We start from the raw sequence: 22,845 nt of genomic DNA, 5'->3' as shown, positions 1-22,845 counted from the left end.
ATCATTGCTGTCAGGAACCTCATAATGACTCTTGTTACCCAGTTGCAAACCGACAAGCTCGATCTCGGCAAGACCCGCATTGCCAGCCAGCCGCTACCGGCACTGCAAGCCGGGGAAGCACTGTTGAAAATCTGTCGCCTGGCGGTCACCACCAACAATATCACCTATGCCGCCTTCGGCGACACGCCGCATCTGCGCTATTGGGACTTCTACCCCACCGATAATCGGGAGTGGGGCCATATGCCGGCCTGGGGATTTGCCGAAGTAGTTGAAAGCACTGTGGACGGTCTGACCATTGGCGAACGATTCTATGGCTTCTGGCCGATCGCCAGCCATGTGCGGATGCAGCCGGTACGGATCACTGAGCGCGGCTTCTACGACGGCAGCGCACACCGCCTGGAATTGACTTCCGCCTACAACCAGTACCAGCGCATCAGCACCGACGCGGCCTATCGGGCCGAGAACGAGAACTACCAGATGCTGTTGCGGCCGCTGTTCATCACCTCGTTCATGCTGGCCGATTTCCTTGAGGACAACCAGTTCTTCGGCGCCCGCCGAGTGATCATTTCCAGCGCCTCAAGCAAGACCGCCTACGGCACGGCGTTCTGCCTGGAGCAGGTACCGGGGCTGGAACTGATCGGGCTGACCTCTGCCCGCAACTGCGCCTTTGTCGACAGCCTTGGCTGCTACCAGCGCAGTGTCAGCTACGATGAACTGGAAAGCCTGAGCACCGACGTACCGACGCTGTATGTCGATTTTTCCGGCAATGACGATCTGCGCGCCCGCATCCACAGCCACTTCGATGAAGCGCTCAAATACAACTGCTACGCCGGTTCGGCCCACTCCCAGGACCACCTTAGCGCCAGTGCTATTCCGCCGACCGGTCCGAAGCCCGAGCCCTACTTCGCCCCCTACCAGATCCGCAAGCGCAATGCCGACTGGGGGCATGCAGAAGTGACCCGCCGCTTCAATGAAGCCCAACTGGCCTTTATCAAGCGGGTCAGCGACCAGGCCAGCCCGTGGATGTCAGTTACCGAGCACCAGGGACTGGAAGCTGGCCAGCCGCTGGTCCGCTCACTGGTCGATGGCCAGGTCGACCCCAACTGCGGGCATGTGCTGGTACTGGAGTAACACAGAAAGGGAGCATCGCTCTGGCGATGCTCCCAAGCCCCTAGGGTTTTAGCTTGTAGCCGGTACGAAAAATCCACCACACCAGAGTCAGACATACGCTCAGAAATACCAGGGTCATGCCAACACTGACGCCAATGTGCACATCGGCGGCGCCATAAAAGCTCCAGCGGAAACCGCTGATCAGGTACACCACCGGATTGAACAGGGTCACGGTCTGCCAGAACGGCGGCAGCATGGTGATCGAGTAGAAACTGCCGCCGAGAAAGGCCAGCGGCGTGACGATCATCAGCGGGATGATCTGCAGCTTCTCAAACCCGTCAGCCCAGACCCCGATGATGAAACCGAACAGGCTGAAGGTCACCGCCGTCAGAATCAGGAAGGCCAGCATCCAGAACGGATGCTGGATCTGATAGTCGACGAACAGCCGCGCCGTAACCAGCACCAGCAACCCGAGCAGTACCGACTTGGTCGCCGCCGCACCGACATACCCCACAACGATTTCCACCGGCGATACAGGGGCTGACAGCACCTCGTAGATGGTGCCGGTGAACTTGGGCATGTAGATGCCGAACGAGGCATTGGAAATGCTCTCGTTGAGCAACAGCAGCATGATCAGCCCGGGAATAATGAAAGCCCCGTAGCTGACCCCGTCGATCTCAGCCATGCGCGTACCGATCGCTGCGCCGAAGACGATGAAATACAGCGAGGTGGAAATCACCGGCGAGGCAATGCTCTGCAACACGGTGCGCCACATGCGCGCCATTTCAGCCTTATAGATGGCCTGGATACCGTACAGATTCATGCGCCCTCCCCAACTCGCAGGCGCGGCTGTTCCTGTCCTTGCAGCAGCCCAACGAAGATATCTTCCAGTGAACTCTGCGAGGAATGCAGATCCTTGAACTCGAGGCCTTCGCGCTCGAGCTGACGCAGCAGATCAGCCACCCCGGTCTGCTCGCACTTGGCATCGAAGGTGTAGACCAGGGCGTGGCCCTCATCGGCCAGGGTCAGGGCATGACAGGCCAGCGCCGCGGGGATCTCGGTGATCGGCTGCTGCAACTGAATGGTCAATTGACGGGTACCGAGCTTGCGCATCAAGGTGGCCTTGTCTTCGACCAGCAGTAGCTCGCCATGGTTGATCACCCCGATACGGTCGGCCATTTCCTCAGCTTCTTCGATGTAATGGGTGGTGAGGATGATGGTCACGCCATTATCACGCAGGCGCCGCACCATGGCCCACATGTCGCGACGCAGCTCGACATCGACCCCGGCCGTCGGCTCATCGAGAAACAGCACCTGGGGCTCATGGACCAGCGCCTTGGCAATCAGCACCCGGCGCTTCATCCCACCGGACAACGCCATGATCCGCTCGTTGCGTTTATCCCACAGCGACAGCTCACGCAAAATCCGCTCGATCAGTGCTTCGTCCGGCGCCTTGCCGAACAGTCCACGGCTCAGACGTACGGTAGCCAGCACCGTGTCGAACATGTTGTTGGTCAACTCCTGGGGTACCAGGCCGATCAGACTGCGGGCCTTGCGATAATGCCGCACGATGTCGTGATCCCCTACCAGCACCTGGCCAGCAGTGGGATTGACCAGCCCGCAAACAATGCTGATCAGGGTGGTCTTGCCTGCTCCATTGGGGCCGAGCAAGGCAAAGATTTCACCCCGGCGAATGTCCAGACTGACACCCTTGAGCGCCTGAAACCCCGAGTCGTAGGTTTTTGCCAGATCCCTGACAGTGATGATCGCGCTCACAATAGCTCCCTGTTTGTTGCAGTCATTGACCGGCACACCGGTCATCGCTAGCGTTCAACTTACTAACCCCGATCAGGCCGCAGACAGGGCAAAGCCGAAGCGCGGGAAGTGCACATGCAGTAGCCCGGCACGCTCGTCCTCGCGGGCAATGATGATCTGCTCAGCATCTTCGTAGACCAACGTGCCAGCTACCGGATCGGTACCATAGTCTACGGCATTGACACTGACCGCTTGACCCACCTGCAAGCCAAGCGGGCTAACAAATGTGCTCTCGGGCACGGCTTGCGGGGTTGCCGCCTGGGCGATGCCGATTGCCTCGGCGGCGCTCAGCTCGGTATGGGCCCCATGCCCCACATCGGCAATGCGCTGCATCCAGGCTCTGACCGCCGGATAACCATCCAGCGCCTCGGCCACGGCCGCGTTGCTGGCAACGAACCACAGCGGATGGTAATAGGCGAAGTCGGCGATGCAGGCCAGTTCACCCAGCAGGTAATCACCATTGCGTTCGAGCTGGGTTTCCAGCCGCCCGAGCAGAGTCGGCCACTGAGACAATGCCACCTGGGTATCCAGGCGACTGGCTGTGCCACCGCTGAAGAGCTTCTGGCGATCAGCCACGAAGCCCTTGATCACCTCCTCCGGCATCCCGGCAAACCGTGCAGCCAGGCCCTTGGGCTGGAAATTGATCGCCACCGCGTGCTGAAACAGCACCTGATCGGCGAACTGAGCCAGCGCCGCTGCCGCCGCTTCACGCCCTTCAGGGAACAGGGCCGGGGTGGCCTTTTCCTGCTCCAGACGGCGGGCGATCAGTGCGGTATCGCAATAAATATCGGCGCCAATCTGCAGTACCGGGGTGCGCCGGTAACCGCCGGTCAGCGCGGTCAGGTCCGGCTTGGGCATGACCGGAGGAATCAGTACCGAGTGCCAGGACAGGCCCTTGAAGCCCAGTAACAGGCGGGCTTTCTCGGCGAACGGCGATTGCGGGTAATGATGCAGGATCAGATCGGTCATGGGGATTCTCCATTCAAGGTCCATGCAGCTTAGCGGTGCCGCCGGCTGATGCCCAGTTGCTCGTGGTGACTGATCATCAGCCATCGAACTGACTGATCAGTCGTTCCTTGGCTTTTTTGTTCAAGGCCTTGATGGCCAGTTCGCGGCGCAGTGCCGTGCCATGGTCGCCACACAGCTCACGCCAGACCAGCGCCTGGGCCGGGCTGCGATTGAAAAAACGTGCGCCCTTGCCCTGCTGATGCTGGCGAAAACGTCGCTGCGGGTCGGTGCTGATCCCAGTGTAAAGATGACCGTTCTCAGCCCGTACAATATATACCCACCAGCACGTCGACGGTTCCTCATGGCTGCTTTGTGGCGGCGCAACAGGCATACTCGGTTCATTCATTGTGGAGACAAGCTCATGTTCGTACAGATATTCACCACCGGGGGCACCTTCGACAAAGTCTACTTCGACGCCCTGAGTGAATACAAAATTGGCGAACCCATGGCCGCTGAGCTGCTTGAGCAGGGCCGGGTCGGCTTCAACTATAGCGTGGAGTCGCTGCTGAAAAAGGACAGCCTGGATCTGGACGATGACGACCGCACCCTGATCCATGAGCGGGTCGCCAACTGCCCGCATGAACACATCCTGATCATCCACGGCACCGATACCATGACCGTCACCGCCGCCGCGCTGGCCGATATCGAACACAAGGTCATCGTCCTGACTGGCGCCATGCAGCCGGCCCGCTTTCGCGACAGCGACGCCCTGTTCAACCTCGGGCTGGCGGTCGGCGCCCTCAACATTTGCCAGCCCGGCGTCTGGATCGCCATGAGCGGACGGGTGTTCCCCGCCGACGGGGTACGCAAGAACCGGATGGCAGGGCGGTTCGAGGCGCACTGAGGCTTTCTCTGCCCTAAGGGTCGGGGTTTTCCGCGCCCTCGACAACGCCAGGATGGGCTGCCACGGGCGCAGCCCTCGCAACACACCGGCCACCGCACCGCGCAGACCTACCCCGGCTCCACCGTCATCGCGAGCCGCTGGCGGCGTAGCGATCCAAGTGCTGTGCTGCTATTGCACTCAGCCCGTACCACCCACAGTAATCTGGTCGATTTTCAGCGTCGGCTGGCCAACCCCAACCGGCACCGATTGACCATCCTTGCCACAGGTGCCAACACCACTGTCGAGTTGCAGGTCGTTACCCACCATAGACACGCGGGTCATCACCTCTGGGCCATTGCCGATCAGGGTCGCACCCTTGACTGGCGCTGTGATCCGCCCGTCTTCGATCAGGTAGGCTTCACTGGTGGAAAATACGAACTTGCCGCTGGTGATATCGACCTGGCCTCCACCGAGATTGGCGCAGTACAAACCTTTTTTCACCGAACGGATGATTTCCTCTGGCTCGCTTTCGCCAGCCAGCATGTAGGTATTGGTCATGCGCGGCATGGTCAGATGCGCATAGGACTCACGGCGCCCGTTACCGGTCGGCGCTACTCCCATCAGCCGGGCATTCAGCTTGTCCTGCATATAGCCTTTGAGAATGCCGTTCTCGATCAGGGTGGTGCAGTGGGTCGGCTGGCCCTCGTCATCCAGACTCAGCGAGCCACGCCGGCCCGGCAGGGTGCCATCATCAACAATGGTACACAGGCTGGAAGCCACCTTCTCGCCCACCCGGCCGCTATAGGCCGAACTGCCCTTGCGGTTGAAATCGCCTTCCAGACCGTGCCCAACCGCCTCGTGCAGCAACACTCCGGACCAGCCCGGGCCCATCACGACCGGCAGGCTACCGGCCGGGGCGGCCACTGCCTCAAGGTTGACCGAAGCCTGGCGTACCGCCTCGCGGGCATAAGCCATGGCCCGTTCCTCAGCCTCGAAGAAGCGGTAGTCGGTACGCCCGCCGCCGCCAAAGCTGCCGCGCTCGCGGCGACCGTTGTGTTCGATGATGACGCTGACATTGAGCCGCACCAGCGGCCGGATATCACCGGCCCAGGTGCCGTCACTGGCGGCGATCAGCACGGTGTCGTGGACGCCGCCCAGGCTGATGCTGACCTGGGTGATGCGCGCATCCAGGCTGCGGGTATAGGCATCCAGGCGCTGCAGGAAAGCCACCTTGTCAGGCTGGGACATGGCCTCCAGCGGGTTGTCCGGCAGATACAGTGGCTGCCCCGCCGGCCGCTGCCAGGCCTGGACCCGGCCGCTCTGGCCGGCCCGGGCAATCGATCGGGCTGCACCGGCGGCCTGGCTCAGGGCCGGCAGACGAATGTCATTGCTGTAGGCAAACCCGGTTTTTTCACCGGACAGGGCACGCACGCCAACCCCCTGATCGACATTGAAACTGCCGTCCTTGACGATCCCGTCTTCCAGCACCCAGGACTCGCTGATCTGGTGCTGAAAATACAGATCGGCAGCATCCACACCCGGGCCCCTGAGCAGTTGCCCCAGTACTTCGGCAACCCCGTCAGCGCTAAGCTCGGCGGGAGCCAGCAGACGCTGTTCGGCCTGTTGGATCAGTTCATTCATGAGATTTCGGCTCCTTGGCGACCGGCTCGATACGGTCAGTCACGGCAAAACGGCGATGCTCGGCAACCGGCATGCGCGCACGGATATCTTCCAGATGCTGGCGATCAATGGCGCCGGCAACCACACCCATGCCTTCGGGCAGGCAGGCCTGGATCACGCCCCAGGGATCAATCAGGCAACTATGTCCAAAGGTCTCACGACCACCGGTGTGGCGCCCACCCTGGTTGGCCGCCAGTATGTAACACTGGGTTTCGATGGCCCGAGCCCGAAGCAGGACCTCCCAGTGGGCCAGCCCGGTGACTGCGGTAAAGGCCGACGGCACCACGATCAGCTCGGCCCCGGCCCGGCGCAGGGCCTGATACAGGTCGGGAAAGCGCACATCGTAACAGATGCTCAGGCCCAGGCGCCCGACCGGTGTGTCCAGGCAGACCAGTTGCTGACCATGCTCATAATCGCGCGACTCGCGATAGCTGCGGGTATTGTCCGGCACTTCGACATCGAACAGATGCAATTTGTCGTAGCGGGCGACTTCCCGCCCCTGATCGTCATAGACCAGGCAACTGGCCAGGGCCTTGCCGTCGTCGCTGGCCGGCAACGGGATACTGCCGCCCACCAGCCAGACGCCGTGCTCGCGCGCCTGACGCGCAAGAAAGTTACGGATCGGACCACTACCGCCAAACTCAGCCTTGGCAATCTCGGCCAGTGACCGATTGCCGAAGGCCGCGAAGCATTCGGGCAGCAAAATCAACTCGGCTCCGGCCGCCGCCGCTTCACCAATCAGCACCGCCGCCTGATTGAGGTTGGCCTTGACCTCCGGGCCGCTGAGCATCTGCAGGGCTGCTACCTGAGCCATATCAATTCTCCAGAGCGGCCTTGCTGTCGAAGGCCCTATCAAACTCTACGTTGGGTTGTTGCCAGTCACCGCTGATCCGGTACTTGACCGAGGCAAAACGCGCCACCCGGTCGCCCAGAATGCGGTCGGCCAAAAACAGTACGCCACCAATGTGCGGAGCGCCGGCCAGAATCGCCGCCAGGGGCAGATTGTTGGTAACCGGCAAAGTCACCAACAGGCCCATATCAATCTGGTCATTGGGCAGGTCAAGCTGACCCTCTAGCTGCAACTTGGCGCTCGGCCCGTCCATGACCAGCGGCGTGCGGGTGTGCATCACCCCTGCATCCAGCCCCAGCTCGCCCTTGAAGCTGTCATAGGCTGTGCCTTTGCCAAACAGGTCGGAAAAATCCAGGCGCAGGCGGCGGGTCAAGGCGTTGAAGTTCAACAGACCGAATACCCGCAGCGCGTCGGCCGAGCCTTCGCCACTTTGCAGCGCGCCATTGCTTGCATCAAGACTGACCGTACCACTACTGCGAGCCAGCGCGAAAAAAGCCGGCGAGCCTGGCCAGCTCAACTCGGTCCGGGCCTGAAAGCGTTCGCTGGTCAGGGTCGGGGCGTAATGCCAGGCTTGCAATACCGCGCCCAGATCCGTGGCGTTGAGTTCGCCGCTAAAGCGGCTACCCGAGTTCAGCCAGTCCAGATCACCCTGCAGGCGCAGGCCACGCAGATCGACGTCAACCCCGCTGAAATGGCTACCAGTGCTGCTGGGGCGCGCGGAGAAACGCACACCACCCACCAGTTCATCACCCCAGTGCAGGGCATGGATACGTACATCCAGGCTGGGCAGGCTGGTCGGATCAAAAGCAGCCAGCGGGTCTTCCGGCACCACCGGCTCGACCAGCGCGGTGTGATCCGGGCCTGGCTCGTGACGCGGTAGTGTCAGACGCTGAAGCTCAACCACCACCGGCGCATCGTTGGCGTCGGGCCAGCCGATTTGCCCACGCAAGCTACTCTGCTCGATATCCAGCAGCCAACCATTGCTGGTACGCGCGCCACTGACCTGAACATTGTCCAGATCCAGCCCAAAGCCCTGAAAGCGATCGGTCTGGACATTGAGCCGCTGCACCAGGTCGCCCATCTGTCCAGCCGGGGCCTGCGCCAGTGGGGTATCGGCCGGCTTCAACGCGCTGCCATCGAGCCACTGCTGCCAGTGGCTCCAGTCAAAGTCACGGAACCGGGCCTGCACCGCCAGCCCGGGCCAGATCGGGGTCACTGGGCTACCACTGCGGTAGCGCAGATCACCGGCAAACTGACGCTCATCGATATGAATCAGACCGCGCAGTTCGGGTCCCAGATTGAATTGCCAACGTTGCAGCCCTGGCGTCAGTTCCAGCAGCAGCCGGCTCGGCAAGCGCTCGGCACTCGACTTGGCCAGAGGTTCCGGTAGCACCAGACTGACGCCTTCCAATGCACTACTGACTTCAACCCGCTGACGGCCTTCGGCCAGACGCACGTCGGCCTGCCAGTCAAGAGCCCCGCTGGCCAGCCCCTTGGGCAGTGCCTCCACCCCCAGCAGTGTCCAGCCCTGCAACCGCTCCAGCGAGTGCTTGCCACTCAGACGGATGCGTTGCTGCGCATCAATCCGATCAATCTCGGCGGCAACCGGCTCACCGAGAAAACGCAGCGTCAGACCTGAAGCCGCGAGCCCCTGCCCATCGTTGTAGGCGAACCGGCCGCGCAGTTCATGAATCGGCTCCTGCAACTGCGGAATCTGTAACTGCTCGACCTCAGCCTGCCAGCCCACGTCAACACCCAGCGGCTGGCCCTGACGCAGCGGAATGGCCAGGGCCAGCTGTCCATCGACCTGACCCTGACCTTGCCAACCGGCCAGCGGGTCACCGCTCAGCTCAGCCAGCGGGCTGTCCTGCATCAGCGTCAGGGCATCACTCAACGGTCCCTTAAAGTCGCCAGCCACCAGCAGGCGCAATGCCGCCTCGGGACTCTCACGCCGGGTCGAGACCTGAATGCCACTGAGCTCAGTATCCAGCAGCCGGGCCTGCCCCGGCCCGATATCCAGCAACTCATTGTCCAGATACAGGGTTGCAGATACCTCGCTCAACCCTGGCCAGCCGGGCTGGAACTGCAGGCTGCCACCCTCCAGCCGGGCATACAGGTCAATCTGACGCTCGTCCGGCTCGGCGTCCTTGAGCAGCGAACCCCGATAGGCAAAGATAGCCTGGGGTACCCGGCCGCTGAGCTGCGAGTCCTTGAGCCAATCGGCCAACGCCGGTTCGAACGCAGGGGCCAAGGTTGGCAAGTAACGCTCATGGAAACGAGCCTGGCTATCGCGTAGGGCAACACGCAGATCCATGGTCGGAACCCCTCCGGGCGGCGGCAACAGCAACTCCATCCGGGCAGTCAATGGACCTTCCTCACCTGTTGCACGCAGACCCGGGGCTATCAGGCTCAGCCCCAGCTCATCCGACCAGCGCCACTGCAGCGCTCCCTCAGCCCGCGTATAGTGCCAGGCTTGGGGAAACAGTCGTGGCAGATGGATTGCCCAGTTATCACTGGCTACTCGCAACTCGCCCTCAGCGGGGCTACCACTCAGGCTGCCACTCACCCCTTCAAAGGCCGGCACCGCTTCCCAGGCTGAGACCCCGACCCGATCAAGCCGGGCCTGCAGTCGCAGGTTGCGCCAGTCACGCCAGTCGCTCGTTCCGTTCAATTGCACATCGCGCAGGGTCCCACGGGGTGCCAGGGTGCTGATGACTTCGGCGGTCAGTTCGTGCTCGATCAAGCCCGGCAACCAGTGGCCCAGATGCTCCAGCGGTAGCTGGTCGACCCGGGCCAACCAGGCCCCGGACTCCAGCTCACGCTGCAACTGAATCCGGGTTGCCGGCCAGATCTCTTCATCCAGGCGCATGCTCAGCTCATCAACTCGCAGCGATTGCTGCCCGGCCTGCTCGCGCCACTCGAAACGGGCAACCAGATCATTCAGCACCGGCACCTGGCGCACCCCATTCAGTTCCAGCTGCGGGGTGATCAGCAGCCCCTGCAGATGATCCAGGCGCTGATGCTGCCAGCTACCCCAAAGCTGCCCACCGGCCACCAGCGTCTGGATCTGCATGCGCTCCATCCAGGCAGGAGGCAACCAGCGGCCCCAGTTGGTCGCCGGCAACTCCAGGAAAAACCCCAGTGACAAGCGCTGCCAGTCCAGCCCAGGCATCAGGGCGCTGGCCTGCCAACGCAGCCGCTCACCATCAGGCAGGTTGACCTGACCATCGAGTCGATGCCAGTTGGGGCCATTGAGCAGGGTCAGGTCGCCTTCGCTGAACACCCAGTCGGGTTGCTGCCAGGGGCTGATGCGAATTCGGGTTTCAAGCAGGGTGATCCGCCGTTGGCTGGAGAGCAAGCGCAGGGCCTCATCCAACCCGGCCAGTTGGGCGCTTTGGCCGCCAAGGCCATGCACCTGCCAGTGGCCGTCGGCGTTTTCGCTCAGTTCCAGCTCCAGCCCCTGAATCTGCAACGCATCCATCACCGGCCGGCGTTGCCAGAGGCTGGCAAACAGATCAAGCCGGGCGGTTACGTTGTCCAGGGCAAATAGTATCGGGCTGTCAGGATCAAGGTCGGCATGCACCTGCAAGCCACGCAGCTTGAACACCGGCTGCCCGCCCTGCATCTCGCCCTGCAGGCGCTCAAGGTGGATGGCCCGGCCGCTCAGTTGCTCGGCCTTGACCACCAGCTCAGCCTGGTAGTCAGCCACCACCGGCATGAACTGGCGACCCAGGCTGACGTAAATCGCGGCCAGCAGCAACCAGCCCACCAAAAGCAGGATCAGCCCATCCAATAGGCGTCGCAGCCAGGTTTGCCAGAGCATCGGGTTCACCCGTTCATCACATCAACACCACGTCGTACTGTTCCTGGGTATACATGGTTTCCACCTGAAACTTGATCGGCCGCTCGATAAACAGCTCAAGATCGGCGACATTGCCCGATTCTTCATCAAGCAAACGATCAATGACCGATTGCGAAGCCAGTACCATGTAGGCATCGGCCTGGTAGGCCCTGGCTTCGCGCAGGATTTCGCGGAAGATTTCGTAACACACGGTTTCCGGGGTTTTCTGAATCCCCCGCCCCTGACAACTTGGACAAGGCTCACAGAGCACCTGTTCCAAACTTTCGCGGGTACGTTTGCGGGTCATCTGCACCAAGCCCAGCTCGGTGATGCCAATGATGTTGGTTTTGGCGTGATCGCGTTCGAGCTGCTTTTCCAGGGTCCGCAGTACCTGGCGCTGATGATCCTCGTCTTCCATGTCGATGAAGTCGATGATGATGATCCCGCCCAGATTGCGCAGGCGCAGTTGCCGGGCAATCGCCGTGGCCGCCTCAAGGTTGGTCTTGAAGATGGTTTCCTCAAGGGTCCGGTGTCCGACAAAGGCCCCGGTATTGACGTCGATGGTGGTCATCGCCTCGGTCTGATCGATCACCAGATGGCCGCCGGACTTGAGCATGACCCGCCGCTCCATGGCCTTCTGGATCTCATCCTCGACCCCATACAGGTCAAAGATCGGTCGCTCGCCAGGATAGTGCTCGAGCTTTTCCTCGATGCCCGGCATCAGCTCCTGAACGAACTGCTCGATCTTCTGGAAGGTTTCCCGCGAGTCGATCCGGATCTTCTCGATCCGCGGATTGACCAGATCGCGGAGGGTGCGCAATGCCAGGGCCAGATCCTCGTACAGCACCGAAGGTGCCGGGGCCTGGCTCATCTGCTGGGAGATCTGCTGCCAAAGCCGGCGCACATAGCGGATATCGACCAGGATATCTTCCTCCCGCGCAGCCTCGGCAGCGGTACGCAGAATGAAACCACCGGCCTCTTCCACGCCTTCATCTTCGACACAGTGGGCAACGATCTGCTTGAGCCGCTCACGCTCGGCTTCATCTTCGATTTTCAGCGAAATCCCCACATGCGGGGTCTTGGGCATATACACCAGATAACGCGAAGGTACCGACAAGTGGGTGGTCAGCCGTGCGCCCTTGGTACCGATCGGGTCCTTGGTCACCTGCACCACCAGCGACTGGCCCTCATGTACCAGCGAACTGATCGGCTCGACCGCCGGCCCTTCGCGCTCGGAGATTTCCGAGGCATGGATAAAGGCTGCGCGTTCCAGGCCGATATCGACAAACGCGGCCTGCATGCCGGGCAGAACCCGCACGACCTTGCCTTTGTAGATATTGCCGACGATACCACGACGCAGGGTTCGCTCGACATGGACCTCTTGCAACACCCCGTTTTCGACCAGGGCCACCCGGGTTTCCATCGGGGTGACGTTGATCAGAATTTCTTCGCTCATAGGCTCTCCCGCTCAATTCATACTGGCAGAATACCGGTGAATCGAGCTGTGCAACAGCGATCACTGAGATAGAGTCAGCCAATCAACCGATTCGTTGAAGGCGGGTTGGGAGTTCAGCCGGCCGCCGGGGCTAGGGTCTGTTGACGTTTCATCGCAAGCCGCGTTGCTGCCAACAGGCAACCCCGAACTGGGCCAGTAATTGTGCAGTTTCCATCAAGGGCAATCCGACCACAGCGCTGTAGCTGCCGTCGATCCGCTCGACAAAGACCGCCCCCAGTCCCTGAATGCCATAGCCCCCGGCCTTGTCGCGCGGCTCGCCGCTGGCCCAGTAGGCCTCGATCTCGGCCTCGCTCAGACCCCGGAACCAGACCCGGGTTTCCACCAACTGGCTCAGGCAGCGCCCGTGCTGGGCCACGGCGACCGCCGTGAGCACCCGGTGCTCACGCCCGGATAGCGCCCGCAACATCTCCAGCCCCTGCTGGCGATCGACCGGCTTGCCGAGAATCTGCTCGCCCAGCACCACGGCAGTATCCGCCGCCAGCACCACCGCGCCATCGGCAACCTGTGCCAGCCCGGCTTGAACCTTGTCGGCCGTCACCCGTAACACATAGACCTCAGCCGACTCGCCTGCCAGTTGCTGCTCATCCACTGAACATACCAGCCGCTGGCAAGGCACACCGATCTGGGCCAGCAGTTCACGCCGGCGCACAGAAGCAGAGGCCAGGTACAGGGGTTCAGTAGACATGGAAGCGTTTACGCAGCACCGACAGGACCGACGACACCCAGGGCCAGAGGAATACGCTGACCAGCGCCGGCATCAGGAACAGCAGGGTCGGCGGCCGGTTGCCGCTCAGGCTGTTGAGCCACAGCAGAACCATCTGGGCGATGCCCAGAACCGGCAGCATCACCAGACTCTGCTGCCACAACGGGAAACGCCGGATACGCTGATGCAGCAACAGCACCAGCCAGGCCACCAGGGTCATGACCAGTGCATGCTGGCCAAACAGCTCGCCGTACAGTACATCGGTCGCCAACCCACTGACCCAAGCGGTCAGCAGACCGACCCGGTGAGGCAGGGCCATCACCCAGTAGGCCAGCACCATCGCCAGCCACATCGGCCGCCCCAGATCCAACGGCGAGGGCATCGGCATGATGCTCAATAGCAGAGCGGCGAGAATGCTCAAGGCGATCAACAGACTATTGCGCATCGCCATTCTCCTCTGAAGCCTGGTCGGCCGCGTCAACTGCTACCGGCTCGGCAACCTGCTCGCCCTCATCCTGTGCGCCATTCTTTTCTTGCTCACTCGCCAACTCCAGCGCAGGCAGCACTTCGCCATAGGCACTTTCCGGGCTGAATACCAGCAACATGTAACGACTGCGATTGAGCTGCGCAGTGGGCGCCACCTTGACCTCGGCAAACGGATGCCCAGGATCGCGATCCACAGCGACCACCCGGCCAACCGGGTAACCGGCCGGGAAACGCTGCCCCAGACCGGAGCTGACCAGAATGTCGTCGACCCGAATATCGGCGGTATCGCCGACATAGCGCAATTCCAGATATTCGTTGTTGCCGGTCCCGGCGGCGATGGCACGCAAGCCGTTGCGGTTGACCTGCACCGGCAGACTGTGGGCGGCGTCGGTAATCAGCAGAACCCGGGCGGTATGCGGCATGACCTCGACCACCTGGCCCATCAGGCCGCTGGCGTCCAGCACTGGCTGGCCAAGGAACACGCCATCGCGCTCACCCTTGTTGATCATCAGGCGCTGGGTAAAGGGATTGGGGTCGACACCGATCAGTTCAGCCACCAGCACCCGCTCATCTACCAGCGAGGAGGAATTGAGCAGTTCACGCAGACGCACGTTCTGCTCGGTCAGCGAGGCCAGCTTCTGCAGTTGACGCTGAATCAGCAGCGACTCGGCGCGCAGCCGTTCATTCTCGGCAATCAGCTCGGCCCGGCTGGAAGTCAGTTGGTGAAAGGTATCCCAGGTCCGGGCCGGGACTTCAGCCACGTAATACAACGGCGTCAGCAGCAGGCCAAGCTGAGCGCGCAGCGGTTGCAGCGCCGCGAACCGAGCGTCGATAACCATCAACACAACGGACAGCACCGTCAGTGCGAACAGCCGTACGCCCAGTGACGGTCCCTTGATGAATAGCGGTTTAATGGCGGGTCTCCCATTGCGCCACGGGTTGACAACCACAAGTCCGGCAGACTGCCACCAGGCGAGCCTGCCGGATCACAGCGAATCACTCGGTGGAGAGCAGGTCCATGCTGTGCTGATCCATCATTTCCAGTGCCTTGCCACCGCCGCGGGCAACGCAGGTCAGCGGATCTTCGGCGACGATTACCGGCAGGCCGGTTTCCTGCGCCAGCAGCTTGTCCAGATCACGCAGCAGCGCCCCGCCACCAGTCAGGATCAGCCCACGCTCGGCGATATCCGAGGCCAGTTCCGGCGGCGACTGCTCCAGTGCGCTCTTGACTGCCTGGACAATGGAGGCCAGCGACTCCTGCAGCGCTTCCAGCACCTCGTTGGAGTTCAGGGTGAAGCTGCGCGGCACACCTTCAGCCAGGTTGCGACCACGGACATCAACCTCCAGCACATCGCCGCCGGGGTAGGCCACACCGATTTCCTGCTTGATCCGCTCGGCAGTGGATTCACCAATCAGGCTGCCATAGTTACGCCGCACATAGGTCACGATCGCCTCATCGAAGCGATCACCACCGACCCGTACCGATTCGGCGTAGACCACGCCGTTGAGCGAGATCAGGGCAATCTCGGTGGTACCACCACCGATATCGACTACCATCGAGCCGCGCGCCTCTTCTACCGGCAGACCGGCACCGATCGCCGCAGCCATCGGCTCCTCGATCAGGAACACCTCGCGGGCCCCGGCGCCCAGCGCCGATTCACGAATCGCCCGGCGCTCGACCTGGGTCGACTTGCACGGCACACAGATCAGTACTCGCGGGCTGGGCTGAATGAAGCTGTTTTCGTGAACCTTGTTGATGAAGTACTGGAGCATCTTTTCGCAGACGCTGAAGTCGGCGATCACGCCGTCCTTCATGGGCCGAATGGCCTGGATGTTGCCCGGGGTACGGCCGAGCATGCGCTTGGCCTCGGTGCCGACAGCAACCACGCTTTTCTGGTTGCCGTGGCTACGAATCGCGACCACTGAAGGCTCGTCAAGAACGATGCCGCGATCGCGGACATAAATCAGGGTGTTGGCCGTGCCCAGGTCGATGGACAGATCGCTGGAAAACATGCCACGAATTTTTTTGAACATGGGTAAACAGTATCCCGAGACGCGTAAAGAAAAATAATAAATTGTAGGGAAACACGGATAAGCTACCTGATAAGCAGCACAGACCAGCAGCGATCACTCACAAAGACAGCGGCAACCCGCATGACTGGCCGGACAATATCACTCTCACAGGTAACTGATCGGTACTTCCGGAAGTGTCGCAACTCTAACAATGGCGGGGTTTTTGGGCAAGGCGCGGATGTGGTAAATTCGCCCCTTTGTCCGGTTTCCCCGCGCCATTACGGCCGATATCGGTAACATCCGCGCCAATTGACCGGAATCATTCCCGGCTTCATGGAGAACAGCACATGGCCTTTGACCGCTCCGATGTGGAAAAGATCGCCCATCTGGCCCGCATCGCCATCAGCGAGGACGAGATCCCCGCCACCACTGCCAAGTTGTCCGGCATTCTCGGTCTGATCGACCAGATGCAGGCCGTGGACACTACCGGCATCGAGCCGCTGGCCCATCCTCTGGAAACCACCCAGCGCCTGCGTCCGGACAGCGTGACCGAGCAGAATCAGCGCGATGCCTACCAGGCCATCGCTCCGGCGACCGAAGCCGGGCTGTATCTGGTACCCAAGGTGATCGAATAATCCGTCGCGACGAGAGCTTCCCCATGCATGAGAAAACCCTGGCCGAGCTATCCCAGGCCCTGCGCAGCAAGGCGATTTCCAGCGTCGAGCTGACCCAGCACTACCTCAAGCGCATCGAGCAGTTCGATGGCGCGCTCAACAGCTACATCACCGTAACCCCGGAACTGGCCCTGGAACAGGCCCGTACCGCCGACGCGCGAATCGCCGCCGGTGACGCTGGCCCACTGACCGGCATTGCCCTGGCACACAAGGACCTGTTCTGCACCCAAGGCGTGCGCACCAGTTGCGGCTCTAAGATGCTCGACAACTTCATTGCCCCCTACGAATCCACCGTGACCCAGCGTTTTATCGACGCCGGCACAGTGATGCTGGGCAAGACCAACATGGACGAATTCGCCATGGGCTCGTCGAACGAATCGAGTTTCTATGGCCCGGTGCGCAACCCTTGGAACAGCGAACACGTCCCCGGTGGCTCATCCGGCGGCTCGGCGGCTGCCGTGGCCGCCCGGCTGTGCGCAGCGGCCACCGGTACCGATACTGGCGGTTCGATCCGCCAGCCGGCTGGCTTCACCGCCCTGACCGGACTCAAGCCGACCTATGGTCGGGTCTCGCGCTGGGGCATGATCGCCTACGCCTCGAGCCTCGACCAGGGCGGCCCTATGGCCCGCAACGCCGAAGACTGCGCCCTGTTGCTGCAGGCCATGGCCGGTTTCGACCCTAAGGACTCGACCAGTGTCGATGCGCCGGTGCCGGACTACTCGGCCAGCCTTAACGACTCACTCAAGGGTTTGCGCATCGGCCTGCCTAAGGAATACTTCAGCGCCGGGCTGGACAGCGCTACCGCCGCCGCTATCGAAACCGCCGTCCAGCAGTTCCAGGCCCTGGGTGCCGAGATCAAGGAAATCAGCCTGCCCAATGCCGAGCTGGCGATCCCGGCCTACTACGTAATCGCCCCGGCCGAGGCCTCGTCCAACCTGTCACGTTTTGACGGCGTGCGTTTCGGCTATCGCTGCGACAACCCGGCAGATCTGACCGACCTCTACACCCGCTCGCGCGGCGAAGGCTTCGGCGCCGAGGTCAAGCGGCGGATTCTGGTCGGCACCTATGCGCTGTCGGCCGGCTACTACGACGCCTACTACCTCAAGGCCCAGAAGATCCGCCGGCTGATCAAGAACGACTTCATGGCCGCCTACGAGCAGGTCGACGCGATTCTCTGCCCAACCTCACCAACCCCGGCCTTCCGCATCGGCGAGAAAATCGACGACCCGGTCAGCCTGTACCTGACCGATATCTACACCATCACCGCCAACCTCGCCGGCGTGCCGGGCATCGCCCTGCCGGCCGGGTTCGCCAATGGTCTGCCGATTGGCATGCAGTTGCTCGGGCCCTACTTCAGCGAGGCGCGCCTGCTGAACATTGCCCACCAGTACCAGCAGCACACCGACTGGCATACCCGCGCACCCGCAGGTTATCGAGAGGACTGAGGACAGACTATGCAATGGGAAATCGTCATCGGCCTGGAAATCCACGCCCAGTTGACCACCGCCTCGAAGATCTTCTCCGGCAGCGCCACCACCTTCGGTGCCGAGCCTAACACCCAGGCCAGCCTGGTTGACCTGGGCATGCCCGGCAGCCTGCCGGTGCTCAATGCCCAGGCGGTGAAGAACGCAATCAAGTTCGGCCTGGCGGTGGATGCCGAGATCGGCATGACCAACGTGTTCGCGCGCAAGAACTACTTCTACCCTGACCTGCCCAAAGGCTACCAGATCAGCCAGATGGAACTGCCGATCGTCGGCAAGGGCCACCTAGATATCACCCTGGAGGATGGCACGGTCAAGCGCGTCGGGATTACCCGGGCACACCTGGAAGAAGACGCTGGCAAGAGCCTGCACGAAGACTTTCACGGCATGACCGGCATCGACCTGAACCGCGCCGGCACTCCGCTGCTGGAGATCGTCTCCGAACCGGACATGCGCAGCGCCAAGGAAGCGGTGGCCTATGCCAAGACCATCCACTCGCTGGTGCGCTATCTGGGCATCTGCGACGGCAACATGGCCGAAGGCTCGCTGCGTTGTGACTGCAACGTCTCGGTACGACCCAAGGGCCAGACCGAGTTCGGCACCCGCTGCGAGATCAAGAACGTCAACTCGTTCCGCTTTATCGAAAAGGCCATCAACCATGAGGTGCAGCGCCAGATCGACCTGATCGAGGACGGCGGCGCCGTGGTCCAGGAAACCCGCCTATATGACCCGAACAAGGACGTCACTCGCTCCATGCGCAGCAAGGAAGAAGCCAACGACTACCGTTACTTCCCCGATCCGGACCTGCTGCCGGTAGTGATTGAGCCGGCGTTCATCGAGGCAGTGCGTGGCGAGTTGCCGGAACTTCCGGCGCAAAAGCGCGAGCGTTTCGAAAGCCAGTTCGGCCTGTCGGCTTACGACGCCAGCGTCCTGTCGGCCCAACGTGAATTGGCTGACTACTTCGAACAGGTCCAGCAGAGCTGCGGTGACGCCAAGCTGGCGGCCAACTGGGTCATGGGTGAGCTGTCCAGCCTGCTCAACAAAGCCGATCTGGAGATCGATCAGTCGCCGGTCAGCGCCACACAACTGGGCGGTCTGATTCAACGGATCCAGGACAACACTATCTCCGGCAAGATTGCCAAGATGGTGTTCGAGGCACTGGCCAATGGCGAGGGCGACTCGGCCGATGCGATCATCGAAGCCAAGGGGCTCAAGCAGGTGACCGACAGCGGCGCCATCGAAGCCATGCTCGACGAGGTGCTGGCCGCCAACGCTGCTCAGGTCGAACAGTATCGCGCCAGCGACGAGGCCAAGCGCGGCAAGATGTTCGGCTTCTTCGTTGGCCAGGCGATGAAAGCCTCCAAGGGCAAGGCCAACCCGCAACAGGTCAACGAGTTGCTGAAGAAAAAGCTCGAAGGCTGAACCGTAGGCGTCCGGGCGTGGTCACAGATCACGCCACGGCACTGGCTCATTTAAGGTAGGAGGCTGTCATGCGCCGGACTGCGCTGCTTGGTGTGCTGTTAACCCTGCTGGCCTGCACCAGTGCGCCAGCTGTGGCCAGCCATGGCAACAGCATTGAGGCCGACTGGAGCGAAGTCGGCAAGGCCTCGTTCTACTCTTCCCGCCTGCACGGCCGCCGCACCGCCAGCGGCGAACCCTACGACCAGGGCAGCATGACCGCCGCCCACCCGAGCCTGCCGTTCGGCACCCTGGTGCGGGTCACAAACCTCAACAACGGCCGCAGCGTGGTGCTGCGGATCAATGACCGTGGACCTTTTGTCGGTGGCCGGGTGATCGATGTTTCTCGGGTTGCCGCCGAACAGCTCGGCATGGTCCGCGCCGGCAGCGTCCGGGTCCGGGTCGAACTGGAGAACGAAGACACGCTCTGACCCCCTCCGGTCTGCCCCTTAGTATCTGCCCGCTATACTGAACGCAACGTTCACTGGCCGCGCCCCCAGCGGAACGGCCCGGCATGCCAAGGATTTTGCAATGACCGACAAACCGCTCTGGAAGACCACCATTCTCGTTCCGGTATTCGCTCCGGCCGTCATCGTCGCCCTGCTGCTGGTGATTGGTACCATCAGCAACCCGGACCAAGCTGGCAAGGCGTTCTCTGCAACGCTGGCCTTCATCACCGAAACCTTCGGCTGGTTCTACATGCTGGCGGTGGCGATCTTTCTGGTATTCATCGTCGGTATAGCCTGCACATCCTGGGGCAATATCAAGCTCGGCCCCGACCATGCCGAGCCGCAATACAGTTTCCCGGCCTGGTTCGCCATGTTGTTCTCAGCCGGTTACGGTATTGCCCTGCTGTTTTTCGGAGTTGCCGAACCGGTACTGCACTACGCATCGCCGCCGGCCGGCGCGGCTGAAACCGTTGACGCGGCCAAGCAGGCGATGCAGATCGCCTTCTTCCACTGGGGCTTCCATATCTGGGCGATCTACGGTCTGGTGGGGCTGGTACTGGCCTATTTCTCGTTTCGCCACGGTCTGCCACTGTCGATCCGCTCAGCGCTCTATCCATTGATCGGCGAGCGTATCTATGGCCCGATCGGCCATGCAGTCGACGTGTTTGCCATTCTCGGCACCCTGTTTGGCATTGCCACCACCCTGGGGTTGTCAGTGGCCCAGATCAATGCCGGCCTGAACTATCTGTGGGACAGCATACCGGTGAGTGTCACAGTACAGATCATCGCCATCGCGGCCATCACCGCCCTGGCATTGATTTCGGTAGTGGCCGGCCTGGACAAGGGCGTCAAGCGGCTATCGATTCTCAACATGGTGTTGGCCGTATCCTTGATGTTGTTCGTGTTCGTGGTTGGCCCCAGCATCATGATCCTTGAGACCTTCCTGCAGAACACCGGCAGCTACCTGAACCACATCGTCGAGCGCACCTTCAATCTGCAGGCCTATACCCGTAGTGACTGGATCGGTAACTGGACCCTGTTCATCTTTGGCTGGACTATTGCCTGGGCACCATTCGTCGGCCTGTTCATCGCCAAGATCAGTCGCGGCCGGACAATTCGCCAGTTTGTTTTCGGCGTGATGCTGGTACCGACCATGTTTACATTTTTATGGTTCTCGATCTTCGGCGACACCGCTCTGCACCTGATCATGAACGAAGGCTACACCGCTCTGATCAGCGAGGTGCAGAACGATACTGCAATCGCCCTGTTCAAACTCTACGAGCGCCTGCCGCTAACGTCGATCGTGTCCTTCATCACCGTAGTGCTGATTATCACTTTCTTCGTCACCTCTTCGGACTCAGGCTCACTGGTGGTCGACTCGCTAGCCTCTGGCGGCGCACTGCAAACTCCGGCCTGGCAACGGGCTTTCTGGGCGATTCTAGAAGGCGTGCTGGCCTCGGTCCTGCTGCTGGCCGGTGGGCTCAGCGCATTGCAAACCATGACTATCGCCAGCGCCCTGCCATTCGCCATCATCATGCTGATCGCTGCGACTGGGATGTGGCGCGCGCTGACCATCGAAGGCCACCGTGACGCCAGCCTGCAGTACGCCATGCAGAGCGGTCGCCACAGCAGCGGCCGCGATCCTGGCCACTGGAAGAAACGACTGGCCGGTATGCTGCACTTTGCCAGCCGCGAGCAGATTGAAAGCTTCATCTCGGGCACTGCGATGAAAGCCATGCAGCAGGTCAGCCGAGGTCTGCAGGAGCAGGGCTGGCCAGCCAGCGTAAGCTTCGATCAGGAACATTGCCGGGTCTATCTGGAAGTCAGTCGCGACGACGAGCTGGATTTTATCTACGATATCCGTCTGCGTGACTACGCCCGGCCCAGCTTCGCCTTCCCGGAACAGGATCGCAGTCCCGCAGGCGACGCCCACTACTACCGCGCCGAAGTGTTTCTGCGTCGGGGCGGACAGTCCTACGATGTGCATGGTTACGATGAGCAGGAACTGATTGGCGATCTGCTCGATCAGTTCGAAAAATACCTGCATTTTCGCCACATTTCCCCCGGCACCCTGCCGTGGAACATGGCCGAACATGATGAGATGCTGCAACCTGCCGAGTTGCAGCCGGATCACAAAGACCCGGGTAGTTGAAGGCCGGCCGCCGCCTCGATCAGCAGGCGGCGGCCATCAAGGTGTTGCGGGCCGTGCTCAGCGTTGCAGTATCTCGACGATGGTGGGGTCCTGAAACACCCGGGTCAGCGCGTCACTCATGACCTCTGTCACCAATCGGGTATTAGTCGCCTGATTGGGTGCATAACCGAACCGGTGCTGGGCCGAAGCGCTGTAACGTCCCTGGTACTGCTGATTACTCGAGCGAGCCTCGGCGGCAAAAGTCGCGCTGATATCAGCCTGGGTCACATAGGCGCTACTCTTGGGCGACTGATAACGCAAGTCAGCCAAGCTGACCGTCAGGCGGTTGGCGTTCGGCGTACCTTCGGGCACCACATTAAAGCCGAGTTGACGCACAGCCTGTTCAACCTGATGACGCACCTGCCCCAGGCTCTGCTCATTGATGGTGATGTTGCTGGAGTCGGGGTAGATCCCACCCCGGGTACCAAGCACCTTTGAAGGACGGGTATCCTGCACCACCACCACGACCGGCTGCTGCCGGGCGACTGGGTTGAGCGGCACCTGCACTTGCGGCTGCACATTCAGTTGTTGCGGGCTATGGGCACAGCCCACCAGCACCAGGGCCATCGCGGCCACTACCAGCATCCCCAAACGACCAAACATGAATCAACACTCCTGCATCAAGTTGAGGTAACACCATAAAACCTGCTTTGTGCCTGCGGTTTGACTCATCCGAGGCCAACACGGTTCCACCGCTCTCACCGTCATCAACTTGCAATGCCCCGCATCGATACTGGCGGCATTACC

Annotated in this window: 20 protein-coding genes; 7 read left to right on the top strand and 13 right to left on the bottom strand. The window is 61.6% G+C overall.

Annotated elements, in window-relative coordinates; genetic code table 11:
* Positions 1-24 precede the first annotated feature (24 nt).
* Positions 25-1,131: a DUF2855 family protein gene (locus C2846_RS17135; protein ID WP_119702043.1), complete on the top strand. Its 1,107-nt coding sequence runs from the start codon at positions 25-27 to the stop codon at positions 1,129-1,131.
* Positions 1,132-1,171: 40 nt separating this feature from the next.
* On the opposite strand, the gene C2846_RS17130 is transcribed toward C2846_RS17135, so the two are convergent.
* From C2846_RS17130 to C2846_RS17115, 4 genes are all read right to left on the bottom strand, one after another.
* A complete protein-coding gene (locus tag C2846_RS17130) occupies positions 1,172-1,933 on the bottom strand; it encodes an ABC transporter permease (protein WP_095626757.1) in 762 nt (253 codons plus the stop codon).
* Positions 1,930-2,886, bottom strand: a complete 957-nt coding sequence (locus tag C2846_RS17125; RefSeq protein ID WP_119702055.1) for an ABC transporter ATP-binding protein — start codon at positions 2,884-2,886, stop codon at positions 1,930-1,932. Before C2846_RS17125 ends, C2846_RS17130 begins: the two co-directional genes overlap by 4 nt.
* A gap of 72 nt (positions 2,887-2,958) precedes the next feature.
* On the bottom strand, positions 2,959-3,894 hold the full coding sequence (locus C2846_RS17120; protein WP_119702042.1) for a glutathione S-transferase family protein: 936 nt from the start codon (positions 3,892-3,894) through the stop codon (positions 2,959-2,961).
* 76 nt (positions 3,895-3,970) lie between these two features.
* Positions 3,971-4,264 carry a GIY-YIG nuclease family protein gene (locus tag C2846_RS17115; RefSeq protein WP_231705639.1) on the bottom strand — a complete coding sequence of 98 codons (294 nt, stop codon included), beginning with the start codon at positions 4,262-4,264 and terminating at the stop codon, positions 3,971-3,973.
* Between the two features lie 30 nt (positions 4,265-4,294).
* Between C2846_RS17115 and C2846_RS17110 the strand changes: the two genes are divergently transcribed.
* Positions 4,295-4,777, top strand: a complete 483-nt coding sequence (locus C2846_RS17110) for an asparaginase domain-containing protein (protein ID WP_080048360.1) — start codon at positions 4,295-4,297, stop codon at positions 4,775-4,777.
* Positions 4,778-4,954: 177 nt separating this feature from the next.
* Here the strand turns inward: C2846_RS17110 and tldD are convergent, their stop codons facing one another.
* The 8 genes from tldD to mreB all read right to left on the bottom strand — a co-directional run bounded on the left by tldD (position 4,955) and on the right by mreB (position 15,866).
* Positions 4,955-6,397: a metalloprotease TldD gene (gene tldD / locus C2846_RS17105; protein ID WP_119702041.1), complete on the bottom strand. Its 1,443-nt coding sequence runs from the start codon at positions 6,395-6,397 to the stop codon at positions 4,955-4,957.
* On the bottom strand, positions 6,390-7,250 hold the full coding sequence (locus tag C2846_RS17100) for a carbon-nitrogen hydrolase family protein (RefSeq protein WP_080048362.1): 861 nt from the start codon (positions 7,248-7,250) through the stop codon (positions 6,390-6,392). Before C2846_RS17100 ends, tldD begins: the two co-directional genes overlap by 8 nt.
* Position 7,251: 1 nt before the next feature.
* A complete protein-coding gene (locus C2846_RS17095) occupies positions 7,252-11,109 on the bottom strand; it encodes a YhdP family protein (protein WP_119702040.1) in 3,858 nt (1,285 codons plus the stop codon).
* Positions 11,110-11,125: 16 nt separating this feature from the next.
* Entirely contained in the window at positions 11,126-12,583 is a 1,458-nt protein-coding gene (gene rng, locus C2846_RS17090; RefSeq protein WP_080048364.1) for a ribonuclease G, read from the bottom strand.
* Positions 12,584-12,731: 148 nt separating this feature from the next.
* The gene (locus C2846_RS17085; RefSeq protein ID WP_080048365.1) at positions 12,732-13,328 is read right to left on the bottom strand and encodes a Maf family protein; all 597 of its coding nucleotides are present in this window, start codon (positions 13,326-13,328) and stop codon (positions 12,732-12,734) included.
* On the bottom strand, positions 13,318-13,791 hold the full coding sequence (gene mreD / locus C2846_RS17080; RefSeq protein ID WP_095626766.1) for a rod shape-determining protein MreD: 474 nt from the start codon (positions 13,789-13,791) through the stop codon (positions 13,318-13,320). The genes C2846_RS17085 and mreD overlap by 11 nt, the downstream gene beginning before the upstream one ends.
* Positions 13,781-14,716, bottom strand: a complete 936-nt coding sequence (gene mreC / locus C2846_RS17075; RefSeq protein WP_231705640.1) for a rod shape-determining protein MreC — start codon at positions 14,714-14,716, stop codon at positions 13,781-13,783. The genes mreD and mreC overlap by 11 nt, the downstream gene beginning before the upstream one ends.
* 112 nt (positions 14,717-14,828) lie before the next feature.
* Positions 14,829-15,866: a rod shape-determining protein MreB gene (mreB, locus tag C2846_RS17070; RefSeq protein WP_080048367.1), complete on the bottom strand. Its 1,038-nt coding sequence runs from the start codon at positions 15,864-15,866 to the stop codon at positions 14,829-14,831.
* Positions 15,867-16,192: 326 nt separating this feature from the next.
* On the opposite strand from mreB, the gene gatC reads away from it, so the two are divergent.
* The 5 genes from gatC (at position 16,193) to C2846_RS17045 (ending at position 22,059) form a co-directional block, all read left to right on the top strand.
* A complete protein-coding gene (gatC, locus tag C2846_RS17065; RefSeq protein ID WP_095626767.1) occupies positions 16,193-16,480 on the top strand; it encodes an Asp-tRNA(Asn)/Glu-tRNA(Gln) amidotransferase subunit GatC in 288 nt (95 codons plus the stop codon).
* 23 nt (positions 16,481-16,503) lie between these two features.
* Positions 16,504-17,964 carry an Asp-tRNA(Asn)/Glu-tRNA(Gln) amidotransferase subunit GatA gene (gene gatA / locus C2846_RS17060; protein ID WP_119702039.1) on the top strand — a complete coding sequence of 487 codons (1,461 nt, stop codon included), beginning with the start codon at positions 16,504-16,506 and terminating at the stop codon, positions 17,962-17,964.
* 9 nt (positions 17,965-17,973) lie between these two features.
* Positions 17,974-19,422, top strand: a complete 1,449-nt coding sequence (gene gatB, locus C2846_RS17055; RefSeq protein WP_119702038.1) for an Asp-tRNA(Asn)/Glu-tRNA(Gln) amidotransferase subunit GatB — start codon at positions 17,974-17,976, stop codon at positions 19,420-19,422.
* 68 nt (positions 19,423-19,490) lie between these two features.
* Entirely contained in the window at positions 19,491-19,889 is a 399-nt protein-coding gene (locus C2846_RS17050) for a septal ring lytic transglycosylase RlpA family protein (protein WP_119702037.1), read from the top strand.
* Positions 19,890-19,989: 100 nt separating this feature from the next.
* Positions 19,990-22,059 (top strand): BCCT family transporter, encoded by a 2,070-nt coding sequence (locus C2846_RS17045; protein WP_080048372.1) that lies wholly within the window; start codon positions 19,990-19,992, stop codon positions 22,057-22,059.
* A gap of 57 nt (positions 22,060-22,116) precedes the next feature.
* On the opposite strand, the gene C2846_RS17040 is transcribed toward C2846_RS17045, so the two are convergent.
* Positions 22,117-22,701: a YajG family lipoprotein gene (locus C2846_RS17040; protein WP_080048373.1), complete on the bottom strand. Its 585-nt coding sequence runs from the start codon at positions 22,699-22,701 to the stop codon at positions 22,117-22,119.
* Between the last annotated feature and the right edge of the window lie 144 nt (positions 22,702-22,845).

Origin of the sequence: Pseudomonas jilinensis (assembly GCF_003586265.1) — a bacterium.
In the GTDB taxonomy this organism is placed as follows: Bacteria; Pseudomonadota; Gammaproteobacteria; order Pseudomonadales; family Pseudomonadaceae; genus Halopseudomonas; species Halopseudomonas phragmitis.
The sequence above is the reverse complement of the archived record's forward strand: the minus strand, read 5'-3'. Positions and strand labels throughout refer to the sequence as shown.